The organism is Pseudomonas sp. A-RE-19 (assembly GCF_019956555.1).
Lineage (GTDB): Bacteria > Pseudomonadota > Gammaproteobacteria > Pseudomonadales > Pseudomonadaceae > Aquipseudomonas.
The window spans coordinates 78,517-97,458 of the sequence record NZ_JAHBDQ010000009.1 but is presented as its reverse complement, the minus strand read 5'-3'; the positions used below and the strand labels follow the sequence as shown (position 1 = coordinate 97,458).

Here is an 18,942-nt window from a genome sequence, read left to right as displayed (position 1 = left end):
CTGATTCAAAACACTTTTCAATTCCCCGAGATTCCGTCCCCTGCCTGTGGCACACTTTCTGCTGTCTATTCCGTTGTTACATACCAAGTTCCGGTACAGCGGAATAAACATGACCTGGAGTGCTTGCCATGCATCGCCGACCTTCTTTGTTTAAAGCGTGTGTTTTCGTTCTCGCGGCTTCGGCCGCTGTCATGGGTGTCGCCCACGCGGCAGACAGCAAGCTCGATAGCGTGCTGGCCCGTGGGAAATTGATCGTGGGCACGGGCAGTACCAATGCGCCGTGGCACTTCCAGGGAGCGGATGGCAAGTTGCAGGGGTTTGATATTGATATCGCGCGGATGGTGGCCAAAGGGTTGTTCAACGACCCGAGCAAGGTCGAGTTCGTGGTGCAGTCGTCCGATGCGCGGATCCCGAATCTGCTGACCGACAAGGTCGATATGAGTTGTCAGTTCATCACCGTGACCGCCAGCCGCGCCCAACAGGTCGCGTTCACCCTGCCGTACTACCGCGAAGGCGTCGGTCTGCTGTTGCCAGCCAACAGCAAGTACAAGGAAATCGACGACCTGAAAGCCGCCGGCGACGGCGTGATCGTGGCGGTGCTGCAGAACGTGTACGCCGAAGAACTGGTGCATCAGGCGCTGCCCAAGGCCAAGGTCGATCAGTACGACAGCGTGGATTTGATGTATCAGGCGGTGAACTCCGGCCGTGCCGACGCGGCGGCCACCGATCAGTCATCGGTGAAATACCTGATGGTGCAGAACCCTGGTCGTTATCGCAGCCCGGCTTATGCCTGGAGCCCGCAAACCTATGCGTGCGCCGTCAAACGCGGCGATCAGGACTGGCTGAACTTCGTCAACACCGTCCTGCACGAAGGCATGACGGGCGTTGAGTTCCCGACGTATGCGGCGTCGTTCAAGCAGTGGTTCGGTGTCGATTTGCCGACCCCAGCCATCGGTTTCCCCGTCGAATACAAATGATCCCGTGAGAGCGGGGCGGTTTGAATCGCCCCGCTCAAGGTACTGCTGACCATGAACTATCAGTTGAATTTTGCCGCCGTCTGGCGCGACTTCGACACCTTGCTGGCGGGGCTCGGTCTGGGTCTTGAACTGGCGCTGGTATCGATCGCCATCGGCTGCGTGATCGGCTTGCTGATGGCGTTTGCTTTGCTGTCAAAGCATCGCGCATTGCGGGTGCTGGCGTCGGTGTATGTGACGGTGATCCGTAATACGCCGATTCTGGTGTTGATCCTGTTGATCTACTTCGCGTTGCCCAGCCTTGGGATTCGTCTGGACAAGATCCCCTCGTTCATCATCACCCTGTCGCTGTATGCCGGGGCTTACCTGACCGAAGTGTTCCGCGGTGGGCTGTTGAGCATTCCCAAGGGGTTACGTGAAGCCGGCCTGGCCATCGGGCTCGGTGAGTGGCAGGTCAAGGCGTACATCACCGTGCCGGTGATGCTGCGCAATGTGCTGCCGGCCCTGTCGAACAACTTCATTTCGCTGTTCAAGGACACCTCGCTGGCGGCGGCGATTGCCGTGCCGGAGCTGACCTATTACGCGCGCAAGATCAATGTCGAGAGCTACCGGGTAATTGAAACCTGGCTGGTGACCACAGCGCTCTATGTTGCGGCCTGTTACCTCATTGCCATGATGCTGCGTTACCTCGAACAGCGTCTGGCGATTCGCCGATAGGAGGCCCCCATGTACGAATCTCCCAGTTGGTTGCATGAGTTATGGGTGGCGCGGGACGTCCTGTGGCAGGGCTTTGTGACCAGTGTGCAGTGCTCGGCCCTGGCGATTTTGCTGGGCACGCTGGTCGGTATCGTTGCAGGTCTGGTACTCACCTACGGCACGGTCTGGATGCGCGCGCCATTCCGGTTTTACGTCGACATCATTCGCGGCACGCCGGTGTTTGTATTGGTGTTGGCCTGCTTCTACATGGCGCCGGCATTGGGCTGGCAGATCAGCGCATTCGGGGCCGGCACCCTGGGGCTGACGCTGTTTTGCGGCTCCCACGTCGCCGAGATTGTACGCGGTGCGTTGCAGGCGCTGCCCAGAGGCCAGATGGAAGCGAGCAAGGCCATCGGCCTGACGTTTTACCAGGCGCTGGGCTATGTGTTGTTGCCCCAGGCGTTGCGGCAGATTCTGCCGACCTGGGTCAACTCGTCCACCGAGATCGTCAAGGCGTCGACGCTGTTGTCGGTGATCGGCGTCGCCGAATTGCTGCTCAGCACCCAACAGATCATCGCCCGGACGTTCATGACCCTGGAGTTTTACCTGTTCGCCGGATTGCTGTTTTTCGTCATCAACTACGCCATCGAATTACTCGGCCGGCACATTGAAAAGCGGGTGGCCTTGCCATGACTCAAGCTCAAGTCTCGACACAGAATCAAGCGCTGCTGGACATCCGCGGCCTGCACAAACAATACGGCCAGCTCGAAGTGCTCAAGGGCGTCGACTTGACCATGCAGCGCGGCAACGTGGTCACGCTGATCGGCTCCAGCGGCTCGGGCAAGACTACGCTGCTGCGCTGCGTGAACATGCTTGAAGAGTTCCAGGGCGGACAGATTCTGCTCGACGGCGAATCCATCGGTTATCACGAGGTTAACGGCAAGCGCGTGCGGCACCCGGAAAAGGTCATCGCCCGCCATCGCGCCATGACTGGCATGGCGTTCCAGCAATTCAATCTGTTCCCGCACCTCACCGCGTTGCAGAACGTCACCCTCGGGTTGCTCAAGGTCAAAAAACTGCACAAGGATGAGGCCGTGGCGCTGGCGGAAAAATGGCTGGAGCGGGTTGGCCTGCTGGAACGTCGCGATCATTACCCCGGGCAGTTGTCTGGCGGCCAGCAACAGCGCGTGGCGATTGCCCGGGCGATTGCGATGAACCCCAGCCTGATGCTGTTTGATGAAGTCACTTCGGCCCTCGATCCGGAGCTGGTGGGCGAAGTGTTGAACGTGATCAAGGGCCTGGCCGAAGACGGCATGACCATGCTGCTGGTGACCCACGAAATGCGCTTTGCCTTCGAGGTGTCGGACAAGATCGTGTTCATGAATCAGGGGCGGATCGAAGAGCAGGGGCCACCCAAGGCATTGTTCGAACGCCCACAGTCGCCACGCCTGGCGGAATTTCTCAAGAACACCCGTTTCTGAATTTACAAAAACATTTCACTTTCAATCAGGAGAACCACTCATGAGCATTACCCGTTACGGCACCGGCAGCACCGCCGGTGGCGGCCAGCCCCGTCCTTTCGCCCGCGCCGTCGAAGCCGATGGCTGGCTGCATGTATCCGGTCAGGTGCCGGCGCTGGATGGCGAAATCATCGTGGGCGGCATTGTCGAGCAGACTCACCAGACCATGAAAAACCTGATCGCGATCCTGGAAGAAGCCGGTTACGGACTCGAAGATGTGGTCCGTACCGGCGTGTGGCTGGAAGATCCACGGGACTTCTGGAGTTTCAACAAGGTGTTCTCCGAGTACTTCAAGAGCGAACATGCCCCGGCGAGGGCCTGTGTGCAGGCGAACATGATGGTCGATTGCAAGGTCGAGATCGATTGCGTCGCGTACAAGAAAAAGGCCTGAACCGCGGTGACTTCATCGCGAGCAGGCTCGCTCCCACAGGGTAACGCAATCCAATGTGGGAGCGAGCCTGCTCGCGATGGCGGCCTAACAGTCGCCACCGCACTCTGGTTAAACTCCCGGCACTTTGAATGGGAACCTGAAACATGATCGAAGACACCATCAAGCGCCGGGCTCGCGGTCTGGACCGGGCGTTCGACATTCTCGATTTCCTCAAGGAGATCGGCCAGCCCCTGCGCCCGAATGAAATCGCCAGTGGCATCGGCAGCCCGAAATCCACGGTCTACGAACTGGTCGCCTCGTTGTTGGAACGTCGCATTCTTGAACCCGTGGGCAAGGACGGTCACGTTTACCTCGGCCGTCAGCTGTACTTCCTCGGGCAGGCGCATTTGCGCCATTTCGACCTGACCCGCGAAGCCGATCTTGCCTTGCAGGAAATCGTCAGCCAGACCCGTGAAACCGCGCAGATGTGCCTGCTCAACGGGCGCAAATACACCGTGGCGTTGATGAAAGAGGGCGAGCGGCATTTCCGTATTTCCTCGGACATCGGCGAGAACGCGCCAATCCCCTGGACCGCGTCCGGGCGTCTGCTGCTGGCGCACCTGAGCGATCAGCAGATCGTCGATTTGATCGACCCCGACGACTTCATTCTGCCCGACGGTGAACGTCTGCCGCTGGAGCGATTTCTCGAAGAAATCCGCCAGGCCGGTATCGATGGGTTCTTTTCCTTCGATAGCGTCGCCGACACCTTTACCCATTGTTTCGCCGCCCCGGTCAAAGACCCGAACGGCGTGGCCATCGCGACCCTGTGCATCGTCGCGCCACGGGCCGATGCGAAGAACAATTACAACGACTATCGCCGGGTGTTGATCGACAGCGCCAATAACCTCGCCCGGCGTATCAACGAATAACAGCGGCTGCCTGCGGCCGCGAATGTGAGGAGTTCGACCATGTCTTCTGCCAAAAATACTGCCGCCGTGGAAAAGGGCTTTGCCCACACAGGCGCCAATCTTGTGCGCGACGTCAGCCTGCCGGCGCTGGTGCTGCACCGCGACGCGCTGGAACACAACATTCGCTGGATGCAGGACTTCGTCAGCCACAGCGGTGCGGAACTGGCGCCCCACGGTAAAACCAGCATGACCCCGGCGCTGTTTCGTCGCCAACTGGACGCCGGTGCCTGGGGCATCACTCTGGCCAGCGCCACGCAAACCCGCGCGGCTTATGCCCATGGCGTGCATCGGGTGCTGATGGCCAACCAGTTGGTCGGTACGCCGAACATGGCGCTGATCGCTGATCTGTTGGCAGACCCGACCTTCGATTTCTACTGCATGGTCGATCACCCGGATAACGTCGCGGACCTCGGCGCGTATTTCGCTTCGCGCGGCGTGCGCCTGAACGTGATGATCGAGTACGGCGTGGTCGGCGGTCGTTGCGGTTGCCGCACTGAAGCCGAAGTGCTGGCGCTGGCCAAGGCGATCGCGGCTCAACCGGCACTGGCATTGACCGGCATTGAGGGGTACGAAGGGGTGATTCACGGCGATCATGCAGTGAGCGGCATTCGTGAGTTCGCCGATTCACTGGTGCGTCTGGCGGTGCAGTTGCAGGACAGCGGTGCGTTCGCCATTGCCAAGCCGATCATCACGGCGTCGGGTTCGGCCTGGTACGACCTGATCGCCGAGTCGTTCGAAGCGCAGAATGCCGGCGGGCGTTTTCTCAGCGTGTTGCGCCCCGGCAGTTACGTGGCCCACGACCATGGCATCTATAAAGAAGCGCAATGTTGTGTGCTCGACCGTCGCAGCGACCTGCACGAAGGTTTGCGCCCGGCGCTGGAAGTCTGGGCCCATGTGCAGTCGTTGCCGGAACCGGGTTTTGCGGTGATCGCCCTGGGCAAACGCGACGTCGCCTACGACGCCGGTTTGCCGGTGCCGTTGCTGCGTTACAAGGCCGGTGTGGTGCCGGCAACCGGCGATGATGTGAGTGCCTGCAAGGTGACGGCGGTGATGGACCAGCATGCGTTCATGACCGTGGCGCCGGGGGTTGAATTGCGGGTGGGCGATATCATCTCGTTCGGCACTTCGCACCCGTGCCTGACGTTCGACAAGTGGCGCATTGGGTGTCTGGTGGATGAGCAACTGAATGTCATCGAAACCATGGAAACCTGTTTTTAAGGTTCCGGACCGAGGCGCGGCCATCGCGAGCAGGCTCGCTCCCACAATGGAATGCGTTTCCCCTGTGGGAGCGAGCCTGCTCGCGATGGGGCCATACCAGACAACTCAGAAACACCAGAGATTACAAAAACAATGAACAGCATCAGGCCCCTAGGCCCCAACACCCCGCGCATCGCTCTGATCGGCGAGTGCATGATCGAATTGCAGCAGCGCGCCGATGGCACGCTGCAACAAAGCTTCGGCGGCGACACCCTGAACACCGCGGTCTATCTGGCCCGAGAACTGGGCGATGGCGGCACGGTGGATTACGTCACGGCCCTGGGCGATGACAGCTTCAGCGATGCGATGTGCCAGAGCTGGGCCAGCGAACACATTGGGCTGGGCATGGTTCAGCGTTTGCCCGGTCGCTTGCCCGGCCTGTATTGCATCCAGACCGACGCGGCCGGCGAGCGACGTTTTCTTTACTGGCGCAACGAAGCGGCAGTGCGCGATTGCTTCACCACTCCAGCGGCCGCGCCCATTCTGGCGGCGCTGCCGGATTACGACGTGTTGTATTTCAGCGGCATCACCCTGGCGGTGCTTGGTGTGCAGGGGCGGGAAAAACTTCTGGAAACCCTGATCGAAGCCCGGCAACGGGATGCGCGAATCGTGTTCGACAACAATTATCGACCACGCCTGTGGGCCTCGATCGAGGAAGCACGGGCGGCTTATCGCAGTGTTCTGCCCTATATCGACCTGGCGTTGCTGACGGTTGAGGATGAGCAGGCGCTGTTCCACTTTTCCGATTGCGCGGCGGTGTTTGCCGCTTACGAACAGATGGGCATACCCGAAGTGGTGCTCAAGCGCGGCGCCGAGGCGTGTCTGATTCGCTGTGACGGTGAGTCGTTCGAAGTGCCGGCGCAGGTGGTCGAACGGGTGGTGGACACCACGGCGGCGGGGGATTCGTTCAGTGCGGCGTATTTGGCTTGTCGGCTCAAGGGTGGCAACCCGGTAGAGGCAGCCGAGGCCGGGCATCGGTTGGCGAGCCGGGTGATTCAGGTGCCGGGGGCGCTGATCCCCAAGGATTGAAATGCAACCCCCTGTAGGAGCTGCCGAAGGCTGCGATCTTTTGATCTTGATCTTCTCGGGATCGCTGAAAATCAAGATCAAAAGATCGCAGCCTTCGGCAGCTCCTACGGGGATTGTGTTTATCAGGGGGAGGGGATTAGCCCAGCTTCCAACCGATCAATCCCGGTAAAACACCTGCACCAGGTGATACCCGAACTTGCTCTTGATCGGCCCATGCACCACCCGCAGCGGTTTTTTGAAGATCACCGCATCGATCACGCCGACCATCTGCCCGGGCCGCACTTCGCCCAGGTCGCCGCCGCGTTTGCCGGATGGGCACGTGGAGTATTTCTTGGCCAGCACATCGAAGGCTTCACCCTTGGCGATGCGTTGTTTGAGCTGCTCGGCTTCTTCCGAGGTCTTCACCAGGATATGGCGGGCTTGGGCTTTCATTGGCAGTACCTTGCAACGGTGGTGGCTATGTTGGTGCCAGCGTGGGGCGCGCGATTATGCCTTAACTCAGTCCGGTTAGCCGATCATCGTGCGAATCTTGTTGGCCAAAAGGTCGATGGAAAAGGGTTTGGCCACCATGTCCATGCCTTCCTCCAGGAAACCCTGGCGTTCGGTGGCTTTCTCCGCATAACCGGTCATGAACAGCACCTTGAGATCCGGGCGATGCTGGCGCGCGATTTCCGCCAGTTGCCGACCGTTCATGCCCGGCAGCCCGACATCGGTCACCAGCAGATCGACCCGCAGGTCGGACTCCAGCAAGGGCAGGGCAGCCTTCGCGTCTTCGGCTTCATGGGCGTGATAACCCAATTCATTGAGCAGGTCGAGCACCAGCATGCGCACCGCCGGATCGTCTTCCACCAACACCACGGTTTCACCGGCAACCGCTGCCGGTGTTTCGCCGTTGACCGGCACCAACGTGTGTTCCGGCACCGCGACGTGCAGCCGTGGCAAATACAGGCGAACGCTGGTGCCCTGGCCCGGCAAGCTGTGAAGGCTGACATGCCCACCCGACTGCTGGGCGAATCCATAGATCATCGACAGCCCAAGACCAGTGCCCTGGCCGATGGGTTTGGTGGTGAAGAACGGGTCGAACGCCTTGGCCAACACCAAAGGCGTCATGCCGGTGCCGTTGTCGCTGACGGCAATCATCAGGTAATCCCCGGCCCTGACCGGTTCCAGGGTGGTGCTGTCGCTACTGTCGAGGTGAACGTTAGCGGTTTCGATCAGCAACTCGCCGCCTTCGGGCATCGCATCCCGGGCATTGATGACGAGGTTGAGCAAGGCGTTTTCCAGTTGGCTGACGTCAGTGCTGACCGGCCAGACTTCATCGGCCAACTCCATTCTGAGTTCGATATGGTCGCCCTTGGTGCGGCGGAACAAATCTTCCAGGGAATGCACCAGCTGGTTGGCATTCAGCGGCTTGCGATCCAGCGACTGACGCCGGGAGAACGCCAGCAGCCGATGGGTCAGGGCGGCGGCGCGATGGGCCGAGGAGACCGCGGCTTCGGTAAAACGACCGATTTCGTCGGCGCGACCATTGGCAATGTAGCGTTGCATCAAATCGAGGCTGCCGATGATCCCGGTGAGCATGTTGTTGAAGTCATGGGCGATGCCGCCGGTAAGCTGTCCAACCGCTTCCATTTTCTGCGCATGCCGCAAGGCGTCTTCGGCGCGCTCGCGCTCGAACATCTCGTTCTGCAGCCGCTGGTTGGCCTCGGCCAGTTCTCGGGTGCGGGCGCTCACGCGTTCTTCAAGGGTTTCGTTGAGGTTACGCAGGGCTTCTTCGGTCTGTTTGCGCTCGGTCTCGTCGATCACGAAGATGTAGAAACCATTGACCGCGCCGTCCGGGCCATGACGCGGCAGGTAGTTCATCAGGGCCTGGCGGGTGCTGCCATCGCGGTGCGCGGTGCTGATACTGAAACTGCAGGCCTTGCCTTTCAACGCTTCGGCAATGTATTCGGCGCGCAGGGCATAGGCTTCGTCGCCCAGCACTTCCCGGACGGTGCGCCCGTAAAGCTCCTGGGGCGTCAGGCCGTACCATTCCAGGTAGGCGGCATTGTTGAGGCGAAAGCGCTCCTCGCTGTCCACATAGCTGATCAGGATCGGCATGGCGTTGATGATCAGTTGCAGCTCGGTCTGGCTCTGGCGCAAGGCCTGTTCGATGTGTTTGCGTTCGGTCAGGTCCAGTGCCGCGCCAAGGAAACGGATCGGCCGACCATGATGATCCTTGTAGCAACGACCCCGGGCAAACACCCAGCGCAGTTGGCCGTCGGCTTGCAGCAAGCGATATTCCTCGGCGTACTCGCTGCCATGGGTGATGCAATGCTTGATGCTGCGGGCAATCATGGCGCGGTCTTGCGGGTGCACGCCGTGGAGGTATTCGCTGATGGGCAACTGGCTGGCCATGGACGGGTCGACGCCATGCAATTGGGCAAAGTGCGCATCGGCGATGAAGCGGTCTTCGCCGATGTCCCAGTCCCAGGTGCCGACGGCATCGGTGGCGGCCAGCGCCAATTGCAAACGCTGCTCGGTTTCGTGCTGGGCCTTGAGGCTGGCGGCGGAGCGTTGTTCGAGTTCCAGCGCAATGCGGCGGCGTTCGTTGGTTTCAATGGCCGTGACCAGAATCCCGGCGACCTGGGCGCTTTCATTGCGAATGGGGCTGTAGGTCAGGTCGAGCCAGAAGTCGGAATCCTGACCGTCGCGCTGCAAGGTGAAGCGCTGTTCACTGTAGGTGCGCACCTGACCCTGTAGGACGGCGCTGTAAATCGGGTCAGTGAAGTCTTTCAATTCCGGCCAGATCAGGTGCGTCGGTTGTCCGAAAGCGTGAGGGTGTTTGCTGCCGGCGAGAATGGCGAAGCCATCGTTGTAGATCTGGGTGAGCTGCGGGCCCCACAGCAACAACATCGGCATTGGCGAGTGAATCACGATGTCCACGGCGGTACGCAGGCTCTGCGGCCAGTGATCAGCGGCGCCCAGCGGGTTGCTTGTCCAGTCCAGTCGGGCTATCAAGGCCTGGGCATCACTGCCGGTCGGTGGTGCGTTCATCAACATGTCCTGCGTCAGTCGGTGTGGCGGCATCTACTATCCTTGCAAGGCAGTAGACGCTGGATGAGCCGTTTTGGGTCATTTTTTCATTGAATGCTTCGCGGGTGCTTTTTGCCATGGAAATCGATGCACTGTTGCAGATTCTGGCCAGCCAGAATGGCTCCGACCTTTACCTGTCCACGGGCGCGCCACCCAGCGCGCGATTCGATGGTGTGCTCAAACCCTTGGGCGATCAACCGTTTAAACCGGGAGAGGTCGCGGCCATCGCCGCGTCCATCATGGACGCCGAACAACGCCTGGAGTTCGATCGGGAACTGGAAATGAACCTGGCGCTTTCCCTGGCGGGGATCGGGCGCTTTCGCCTCAATATTTTCAAGCAGCGTAACGATGTGTCCATCGTGGCGCGCAACATCAAACTTGATATTCCACGCTTCGAAGACCTCAAACTGCCACCGGTGCTGCTTGAAACCGTCATGCTCAAACAAGGGCTGATGCTGTTCGTCGGTGCTACCGGCTCGGGCAAGTCTACCTCACTGGCGGCGTTGATCGATTACCGCAACCGCCACAGCAGCGGCCATATCATCACCATTGAGGACCCGGTCGAGTTTATCCATCGGCACAAGAAGTCGATCGTCAACCAGCGTGAGGTCGGCGTCGATACCCGCAGTTTTCATGCGGCGTTGAAAAACACCCTCCGTCAGGCGCCGGACGTGGTGCTGATCGGCGAGATCCGCGACCGCGAGACTATGGAGCATGCGCTGGCGTTTGCCGATACCGGTCATCTGGTCATTTCCACGTTGCATGCTCACAACGCCAACCAGGCGCTGGACCGCATCATCAACTTCTTCCCCGAAGAGCGCCGGGGGCAACTGCTGCATGACCTGGGCAACAATCTCAAGGCGTTCGTTTCCCAGCGCTTGGTGCGTACCCGCGATGGGCAGCGTCGGGCGGCGGTGGAGGTGATGCTGGGAACACCGACCATCGGCGATCTGATCCGGCGCAATGAGCTTTCCGAACTCAAGGGGATTATGGAGAAGTCTTCAGAGGTCGGGATGCAGACTTTTGATGGGGCGCTGTTCGAGCTGTTTGCCGAGGGCGCGATCGATGAAGCGGAGGCGCTGAAACATGCGGACTCGGTGAACAACTTGCGCCTGCGGCTGAAGTTGCACGCCGAGACCGAACCCGGGCCCCATACACCGCCGGGTGAGTGGAATTTGATGGACTGAAGGGGCCGACGCTGATCAAAAATGTGGGAGCGAGCCTGCTCGCGATAGCGGTGTGTCAGGCGACATCAATATTGATTGACCCGGCGCCATCGCGAGCAGGCTCGCTCCCACAGTGGATCTATGGCTTCAATCATTCAGTTCGGGGCGGTCGCGAAACTGCTCCAGTGCCTCGGGATTGGCCAGTGCATCGGTGTTCTTCACCTTCTGGCCATGCACCACATTCCTCACCGCCAGCTCGACCACCTTGCCGCTGATAGTCCGCGGGATGTCCGTCACCGCGACAATCTTCGCCGGTACATGCCGCGGCGTGGTGTTGGCGCGGATGACCTGGCGAATCTGTTGTTGCAGCGCTTCGTCCAGTTTTACGCCATCGCGCAAACGCACGAACAGCACCACTCGCACATCATCCTGCCATTGCTGACCGATGGCCACGCTGTCCAGCACCTGCGGGACTTTTTCCACCTGACGGTAAATTTCCGCCGTGCCGATGCGTACGCCGCCGGGGTTGAGCACCGCATCGGAGCGGCCGTGGATCAGCATGCCGCCGTGGGGCAGTTGTTCGGCGTAATCGCCTTGGGCCCAGACGCCGGGGAACAGACTGAAATAGGACTTTCGCAGCTTTTCCCCGTCAGGGTCATGCCACAGGCCGATGGGCATGGCCGGAAAATGTCGGGTGCACACCAGCTCGCCTTTTTCCCCGATCACAGGCTGCCCGGCGTCGTTCCAGACTTCGACCGCCATGCCCAGGCCCTTGCACTGCATTTCGCCACGGCGCACCGGCAGGACCGGGTTACCGATCACAAAGCACGAAACGATGTCGGTGCCGCCGGACATCGAGGACAGGCACAGGTCGGACTTGAACGCGCGATAAACGTAATCGAAGCTTTGCGGGGAAAGCGCGGAGCCGGTGGACAGCACGGTTTTCAGGCTGCTCAGATCATGACTTTCGCACGGCTTCACGCCGCTGCTTTCCAGTGCGGTGAGGAACTTGGGACTGGTGCCGAAGACATTGATGCGTTCATCGTCGATCAGGTCGATCAAACGCTCCGGACCTGGATGAAATGGCGAGCCGTCGTACAGCACCACAGCGCTGCCGACAGCGAGGGCCGAAACCAGCCAGTTCCACATCATCCAGCCGCAGGTGGTGTAGTAGAACAAACGGTCGCCGACGCCGAGATCGGTGTGCAGGCCATGTTCCTTGACGTGTTGCAGCAATACGCCGCCGGTGCTGTGCACAATGCACTTCGGCACGCCGGTGGTGCCGCTGGAATAGAGGATGTACAGCGGATGGGCGAAGGGCACGGGAACGAATTGCGGCTCGCCGCCCGGCTCATAGAAATCGTCCCACAGCGTCACGTTGGCCTGGCTGCGGAAGTCTTCGATGCGTGCCTCGGGTCGTGCGTAAGGCACCACGATCAACTGCTGCAAGGACGGCAGCTGCCCGAGGATTTCGTTGACCTTGGTTGTCTGGTCGATGTCTTTGCCGGCGTAGCGGTAACCGGCGCAGGTGATCAGCACTTTCGGCTCGATCTGACCGAAGCGGTCGATCACCCCGTGGGTGCCGAAATCGGGCGAAGAACAGGACCAGATCGCGCCCAGGCTGGTGGTGGCAAGCATCGCCACCAATGTTTGCCAGGTGTTCGGCATGCACGCCGCCACGCGGTCGCCGAGACCGACACCGGCAGCTATCAGGCCGTTTTGAAAACCGGCGACGTGGCTCGCCAGCTCGGCCCAGGTCAGTTGTTCCCGTTGGCCGTTTTCGCCGATAGCCACCACCGCCACGGCATCGTCGCGACGGCGCAGCAGGTGCTCGGCGAAGTTCAGGGTGGCGCCGGGGAACCACTGGGCGCTGGGCATTTGCGTGCCTTCTATCAGCACGGCGTCTGGTTGATCGTGAAAACGGATGTCGAAGAAATCGACGATGGCCTGCCAGAAGGCGTCCCGCTGATCGATGCTCCATTGGTGCAGGGCAGGGTAGTCGGCGATCTCAAGGGTGTGTCGCTGATTGACGAAACGCCGGAAGGCCTCCATGCGGGTCTTGCCGATGCGCTCGGTGCCGGGTTGCCAGAGGATGTCGGACATGGCTTGGCCTCTTCTTCTATCTTCAGATCTGTTCGCGGGCAAGCCTCGCTCCTACAGGTCATACAGTTTTTCGTAAATTGCCACAATCCTGTAGGAGCGAGCGGTGCGGCGATCCGACTTGCCCGCGAAGAACGATAACGCGGTCTGGCGCTGGGTTACTGCGCCAACCACCCACCATCAATATTCCACGCAGCGCCACGCACCTGGCTACCGGCCTCGCTGCATAAAAACAGCACCAACTCGCCCAACTGCGGTGGCGTCACGAACTCCAGGGACGGCTGCTTCTCGGCCAGCAAATCATGTTGCGCCTGCTGCGGGTCGATCCCGGTCGCGGCGCGATCATCGATCTGCTTCTGCACCAGTGGCGTCAGCACCCAGCCCGGGCAAATGGCATTGCAGGTGACGTTTGTCGTAGCGGTTTCCAGGCCAACCACTTTGGTCAAACCGATCACGCCATGCTTGGCCGCGACGTACGCCGCCTTGCCCACCGAGCCCACCTGCCCATGCACCGAAGCGATGTTGATGATCCGTCCCCAGCCCTTGGCGCGCATGCCTGGCAGGCTCAAACGAGTGCTGTGGAACACCGACGACAGGTTGATCGCAATGATCGAGTCCCAGCGCTCCACCGGAAAATCTTCCACCGCCGCCACGTGCTGGATGCCCGCGTTGTTGACCAGGATATCCACGCTACCGAACTCACGCTCGGCGTACTCGATCATGTCGGCGATCTGCGCCGGGTCGCTGACGTCGGCGGGGTGATGGCCGACCTTGCCACCGAATTGTTCAACTTCGGCAATCACCGTGGACGCATCGCCGAAACCGTTGAGGATCAGGTTGGCGCCAGCCTTGGCCAGGCTCAGGGCGATCCCCAGGCCAATGCCGCTGGTGGAACCGGTGACCAGTGCGGTCTTGCCCGAAAGAGTCGTCATGAATACCTCACACAATGCCAGTGGCGTAGAAAGTACCGATCACCACAAAAACAGCGAGTGTCTTGATCAGCGTAATACAGAAAATGTCTTTGTAGGCCTCGCGGTGGGTCAAACCGGTGACCGCCAGCAAGGTAATCACCGCGCCGTTATGCGGCAGGGTGTCCATGCCGCCACTGGCCATCGCGGCGACCCGGTGCAGCACTTCCAGCGGAATATTGGCGGCGTGGGCGGCGCTGATGAAACTCTCGGACATCGCCGCCAGGGCAATGCTCATGCCGCCCGACGCCGAACCGGTGATACCGGCCAGCAGGGTCACGGTAATCGCTTCGTTGACCAGCGGATTGGGAATGCTCTTGAGCCAGTCGGCCAGCACCAGAAAACCTGGCAACGATGCGATCACTGCGCCAAAACCGTACTCCGATGCCGTGTTCATCGCCGCCAACAGCGCGCCGCTGACCGCACTTTTGCTGCCTTCGGCCAACTTGCCGCGAATCGTCTGAAAGGCGAACACCAGCACCATGACGATGCCCACCAGCAAGGCTGCCTGGACCGCCCAGATCGCCGTCAGTTTGGCGATGTCGGTGGTCACGGGGGCGGCCATGCCCGGCAACGAGAGGCTGTGGGTCTTGCCATACCACAGCGGAATCCAGCGGGTGAACAGCAGGTTCATCAGGCCCACCATCAACAGCGGCGACAGCGCGATCCATGGGTTGGGCAGCTTGATGTCCGGCGCGGTTTCCGGTTCGTTGCGCAGCTCTGAACCATAACCTTCACCGCTGCGCTGGGCCTTGTTGCGCTGGCGCTGAAGAAACAGCATGCCGGCACAGAACACGAAAATCGTGCCGATCAGTCCCAGCCACGGCGCCGCCCAGGCGGTGGTGTTGAAAAAGGTGCTGGGGATGATGTTCTGGATCTGCGGCGTGCCGGGCAGGGCGTCCATGGTGAACGAGAACGCGCCGAGGGCAATGGTCGCCGGGATCAGGCGCTTGGGAATATTGCTCTGGCGGAACATCTCGGCGGCAAACGGGTAGACCGCAAACACCACCACAAACAGCGACACGCCACCATACGTGAGCAGGGCGCAGACCAGTACGATCACCAGCATCGCCTGACGCGTGCCGAGCAAGCGAATCGCCGCCGCGACGATGGAGCGGGAGAAGCCCGACAACTCGATCAGCTTGCCGAACACGGCACCGAGCAGGAACACCGGGAAATACAGTTTGACGAAGCCGACCATTTTTTCCATGAACACCCCGGTGAACACTGGGGCGACGGCGGAAGGGTCGGTGAGCAGGACGGCGCCGAGGGCGGCGATCGGGGCAAAGAGGATAACGCTGTAGCCACGGTAAGCAGCCACCATCAGCAGCGTGAGGGCTGCCAAGGCAATGATCACACTCATGGTGTGTCTCCTTCGATTGTTATTTTTGTAGGGTGAAGCTTTTGTAGGAGAGGGCTTTAGCGAGTTTCGTGCCAGAAGTTAAGTTGTTGAAATATAAAGAAATTATTGAGTTGTGAGATGGCTGTGTGAGTTCTTGTCTCTGGATTGAGATTTTTGGTGGCTGGGCTGACGCTTTCGCGGGCAAGCCTCGCTCCTACGGGGTTGTGGTGATTTACAACATGTGCACTACCTGTAGGAGCGAGGCTTGCCCGCGAAGAGGCCATATCTACCAATGTAGATCTGAGTCTCTTTATTGAGACTCGGCAATCCCCAACGCCACCATCTTCTTGTACAACGTCGACCGCCCCAACCCCAACCGCGCCGCCGCTTCGATCACCTTCCCACCGCATTGCGCGAGGGCGGATTCAATCAACTGTCGATCAAACCGTTCGCGAGCTTCGCTGAAGGTTTCATGGGCAATCGGTTGAAGGGGCAGAGGCGCCACACGCTCAACCGGCGTAAAACTGCCAATCGCTGCGCGGATATCCGTCGCATTCAGCATCAAATCATCACTGAGCAACGCCGCGCGCTCCAGCACGTTGCGCAGTTCGCGGATGTTCCCTGGCCAGGCGTGTTGCCCCAGCAACTCCAAGGCTTCGGGGTTCAGTTCGTGCTGACTGCGCAGCTCTTCAAGGATCGCTTCACTGAGGGCCGGCAGGTCATCGAGGCGATCACGCAGGGGCGGGACCTGAATCGGCAGCACGTTGAGGCGGTAATACAAATCGGCACGAAACTCGCCGCGTTTGATCGCCGCTTCCAGATCGGTGGAGGTGGCCGCGATCACTCGCACATCGCTCTGGATCACTTCGTTTGAGCCTACCGGTTCGAATTCCTTTTCCTGCAACACACGAAGCAATTTGCTTTGCAGTGGCAGCGGCATGTCGCCGATCTCGTCGAGAAACAGCGTGCCGCCCTGAGCGATTTGCAACTTGCCGGCGCGGCCCTTGCGGTCGGCGCCGGTGAACGCACCGGGGGCGGTACCAAAGAATTCGGCTTCCAGCAGCGCCTCGGGAATCGCCGCGCTGTTGATGCTGACGAAGGCTTTGTGCGCCCGAGGCGAGGCGCCGTGGATCGCCTGGGCCAGCAGCTCTTTGCCGGTGCCGGTTTCGCCGAGCAGCAACACCGGTGACTCGGCGCTGGCGCTGCGCCGGGCGCGGCGTTTGACTTCCAGGCTGGCGGCGCTGGTGCCGATGAAGTGAGCGAAGGTGTACTTGGTTTGCCGCGCTCGCAGCAGCGAGCGGGTCGATGCCAGTTCTTCCTGCATGCTCAGGTAGCGCTTGAGCATCGGCGACAAGCTACGCAATTCATCGAACAAGGCAAAACCGATGGCGCCGATCACCGCACCGGCATCGTCGTGAATCGGCAGGCGCATCACCACCAGCGGTTCCTTGGGGGTGTCCTGCATGTCCAGCAGGATTGGCCGTCCGGTGCGCACCACCTCGCGCAACAGGCTGCCGGGGATCACGCTTTCACAGGCCCTGCCGATCGCACCTTCGGCCGACTCCAGCCCGAAACGCCGGGCATAACGCTCGTTCATCCAGACGATGTTCGCGTCGCGGTCGACAATCACCGTGCCTTCGCTCGATTGCTCGATGATCTCGAACAGCGAGCGGATCGCCAGGGTGCGAACGCGCTGGTAGTCCTTGAGGCTTTCGGTGGTGTTCATGGGCTTCATGTCCAGAATGTGTGGTGTTTGTTCGGACCCCATCGCGAGCAGGCTCGCTCCCACATTTGAATTGAGGTGTTAATGCAATCCAGTGTGGGAGCGAGCCTGCTCGCGATGGCCGCGACGCGGTCTGACGGCATGACGCCGATTATGCCCACCCCGGATGCGCCGCCGCCAACAGCTCTTTGGTATAGGGATGCTGCGGTGAGTCGAACACGTCATGGCTGGCGCCGCTTTCCACCACTTTGCCGTCCTTGATCACAATCATGTCGTGGGCCAGGGCGCGCACCACCGCCAGGTCGTGGCTGATGAACAGGTAGGTCAGGCCATATTTCTCCTGAAGCTGGCGGAGCAGGGCGACCACTTGTTTTTGCACCGTGCGATCCAGCGCCGAGGTCGGTTCATCAAGCAGGATCAGCGCCGGTTTGAGCACCAGCGCGCGGGCAATGGCGATGCGCTGGCGTTGGCCGCCGGAGAATTCGTGCGGGTAGCGATGGCGGCTTTGCGGGTCCAGGCCGACTTCTTCCAGCACCCGGATCACTTGCGCTTCGCACTCCTCAGGGGTGGACTGGCTGTGCACCTCAAGGCCTTCACTGATGATCTGCGCCACGGACATCCGCGGGCTGAGACTGCCGAAAGGGTCCTGGAACACCACCTGCATCTTCTTGCGCCACGGTCGCAGCTGCTTTTGCGTCAGGCCATCCAGCGCCTCACCCTGAAAGCGAATGCTGCCTGCCGAGTCGAGCAAGCGCAGGATCGCCTGACCGAGGGTCGACTTGCCCGAACCGGACTCACCGACGATACCCAGCGTTTTGCCGTGCTGAACATTCAGACTGATGCCGTCCACGGCGCGCAGGTAAGTTTTGCGCTGAAACAGCCCGCCACCGATGGCGAACTGCACCTGTAGATTATTCACCTCCAATACGTTTTCGCGCTCGTCCCGGGGCAGGGCTTCACCTTCCGGTTCGGCGTTCAGCAGTACGCAGCTGTAAGGATGTTTCGGCTCGGTGAACAGTGTCTCGCAGGGTGCCTGCTCGACGATTTCCCCGGCGTGCATCACGCACACCCGCTGGGCGATGCTGCGCACCAGATTGAGGTCGTGGCTGATCAGCAGCAGCGACATGCCGAGCCGCTGTTGCAGGGATTTGAGCAGCAACAGGATCTTGCGCTGTACCGTCACATCCAGCGCGGTGGTCGGCTCGTCGGCGATCAGCAATTCCGGCTCGCAGGCCAGGGCCATGGCAATCATCACCCGTTGCCGCTGGCCGCCGGATAATTGGTGGGGATAGGCCTTGAGCCGCTCTTCGGGCTTCTGGATGCCCACCAGTTGCAGCAACTCGAGAATCCGCGCTTGCGCCGCTTTGCCGCCCAACCCTTTATGCAGCAACAGGGTCTCGCCGATCTGTTTTTCGATGTTGTGCAGCGGGTTGAGGGAGGTCATCGGCTCCTGAAAGATCATCGCGATCCGGTTGCCGCGCAGCGCGCGCAAAGTCTTGATGTCGGCGCCGATCAACTCCTGGCCACGATAGCAAATGCTGCCGGTGGTTTCAGTGCCGCTTTCGGGCAGCAGTTGCAGGACTGAGTGGGCGGTCACCGATTTGCCGGAACCCGACTCGCCAACCAGCGCCAGGCATTCGCCGGGACGGATGTCCAGGCACAGGTTGCGCACCACGGTCTGGCCGCTGAAGGCCACGCTGAGGTCACGGATTTCGATCAGGTTGTCACTCATATCAACAGTCCGCTTCATGATC

16 protein-coding genes are annotated in these 18,942 nt (G+C 60.6%); 9 read left to right on the top strand and 7 right to left on the bottom strand.

The window, feature by feature from the left end:
• Window positions 1–128: 128 nt before the first annotated feature.
• The 8 genes from KGB14_RS07125 to KGB14_RS07090 all read left to right on the top strand — a co-directional run bounded on the left by KGB14_RS07125 (window position 129) and on the right by KGB14_RS07090 (window position 6,814).
• Window positions 129–977 (top strand): transporter substrate-binding domain-containing protein, encoded by an 849-nt coding sequence (locus tag KGB14_RS07125; protein WP_223485180.1) that lies wholly within the window; start codon window positions 129–131, stop codon window positions 975–977.
• A gap of 51 nt (window positions 978–1,028) precedes the next feature.
• A complete protein-coding gene (locus KGB14_RS07120) occupies window positions 1,029–1,691 on the top strand; it encodes an amino acid ABC transporter permease (RefSeq protein ID WP_105341167.1) in 663 nt (220 codons plus the stop codon).
• Window positions 1,692–1,700: 9 nt separating this feature from the next.
• The gene (locus KGB14_RS07115) at window positions 1,701–2,363 is read left to right on the top strand and encodes an amino acid ABC transporter permease (RefSeq protein ID WP_223485178.1); all 663 of its coding nucleotides are present in this window, start codon (window positions 1,701–1,703) and stop codon (window positions 2,361–2,363) included.
• Window positions 2,360–3,151 (top strand): amino acid ABC transporter ATP-binding protein, encoded by a 792-nt coding sequence (locus KGB14_RS07110; protein WP_223485176.1) that lies wholly within the window; start codon window positions 2,360–2,362, stop codon window positions 3,149–3,151. Before KGB14_RS07115 ends, KGB14_RS07110 begins: the two co-directional genes overlap by 4 nt.
• A gap of 40 nt (window positions 3,152–3,191) precedes the next feature.
• Window positions 3,192–3,581, top strand: coding sequence for a RidA family protein (locus KGB14_RS07105; RefSeq protein WP_038982964.1), 390 nt, complete (start codon window positions 3,192–3,194; stop codon window positions 3,579–3,581).
• Between the two features lie 143 nt (window positions 3,582–3,724).
• Window positions 3,725–4,489 carry an IclR family transcriptional regulator gene (locus KGB14_RS07100; protein WP_223485175.1) on the top strand — a complete coding sequence of 255 codons (765 nt, stop codon included), beginning with the start codon at window positions 3,725–3,727 and terminating at the stop codon, window positions 4,487–4,489.
• A 39-nt stretch (window positions 4,490–4,528) separates the two neighbouring features.
• Entirely contained in the window at window positions 4,529–5,746 is a 1,218-nt protein-coding gene (locus KGB14_RS07095) for an amino acid deaminase (protein WP_223485174.1), read from the top strand.
• A gap of 132 nt (window positions 5,747–5,878) precedes the next feature.
• Window positions 5,879–6,814 (top strand): sugar kinase, encoded by a 936-nt coding sequence (locus KGB14_RS07090; protein ID WP_223485173.1) that lies wholly within the window; start codon window positions 5,879–5,881, stop codon window positions 6,812–6,814.
• Window positions 6,815–6,970: 156 nt separating this feature from the next.
• On the opposite strand, the gene KGB14_RS07085 is transcribed toward KGB14_RS07090, so the two are convergent.
• On the bottom strand, window positions 6,971–7,246 hold the full coding sequence (locus KGB14_RS07085) for a peptidylprolyl isomerase (RefSeq protein ID WP_007898282.1): 276 nt from the start codon (window positions 7,244–7,246) through the stop codon (window positions 6,971–6,973).
• Window positions 7,247–7,321: 75 nt separating this feature from the next.
• On the bottom strand, window positions 7,322–9,850 hold the full coding sequence (locus KGB14_RS07080; protein ID WP_223485172.1) for a PAS domain S-box protein: 2,529 nt from the start codon (window positions 9,848–9,850) through the stop codon (window positions 7,322–7,324).
• A gap of 116 nt (window positions 9,851–9,966) precedes the next feature.
• Here KGB14_RS07080 and KGB14_RS07075 point away from each other — a divergent pair, with 116 nt between their 5' ends.
• Window positions 9,967–11,076, top strand: coding sequence for a PilT/PilU family type 4a pilus ATPase (locus KGB14_RS07075; RefSeq protein ID WP_223485171.1), 1,110 nt, complete (start codon window positions 9,967–9,969; stop codon window positions 11,074–11,076).
• Window positions 11,077–11,202: 126 nt separating this feature from the next.
• Here KGB14_RS07075 and KGB14_RS07070 read toward each other — a convergent pair whose 3' ends face one another.
• The 5 genes from KGB14_RS07070 to KGB14_RS07050 all read right to left on the bottom strand — a co-directional run bounded on the left by KGB14_RS07070 (window position 11,203) and on the right by KGB14_RS07050 (window position 18,920).
• A complete protein-coding gene (locus tag KGB14_RS07070) occupies window positions 11,203–13,158 on the bottom strand; it encodes an acetoacetate--CoA ligase (RefSeq protein WP_223485170.1) in 1,956 nt (651 codons plus the stop codon).
• A gap of 155 nt (window positions 13,159–13,313) precedes the next feature.
• Window positions 13,314–14,087, bottom strand: a complete 774-nt coding sequence (gene hbdH / locus KGB14_RS07065; RefSeq protein ID WP_223485168.1) for a 3-hydroxybutyrate dehydrogenase — start codon at window positions 14,085–14,087, stop codon at window positions 13,314–13,316.
• Window positions 14,088–14,094: 7 nt separating this feature from the next.
• On the bottom strand, window positions 14,095–15,486 hold the full coding sequence (locus tag KGB14_RS07060) for a GntP family permease (RefSeq protein WP_223485166.1): 1,392 nt from the start codon (window positions 15,484–15,486) through the stop codon (window positions 14,095–14,097).
• 289 nt (window positions 15,487–15,775) lie between these two features.
• The gene (locus KGB14_RS07055) at window positions 15,776–17,191 is read right to left on the bottom strand and encodes a sigma-54 interaction domain-containing protein (RefSeq protein ID WP_223485165.1); all 1,416 of its coding nucleotides are present in this window, start codon (window positions 17,189–17,191) and stop codon (window positions 15,776–15,778) included.
• Window positions 17,192–17,339: 148 nt separating this feature from the next.
• A complete protein-coding gene (locus KGB14_RS07050) occupies window positions 17,340–18,920 on the bottom strand; it encodes an ABC transporter ATP-binding protein (protein ID WP_223485163.1) in 1,581 nt (526 codons plus the stop codon).
• Window positions 18,921–18,942 lie beyond the last annotated feature (22 nt).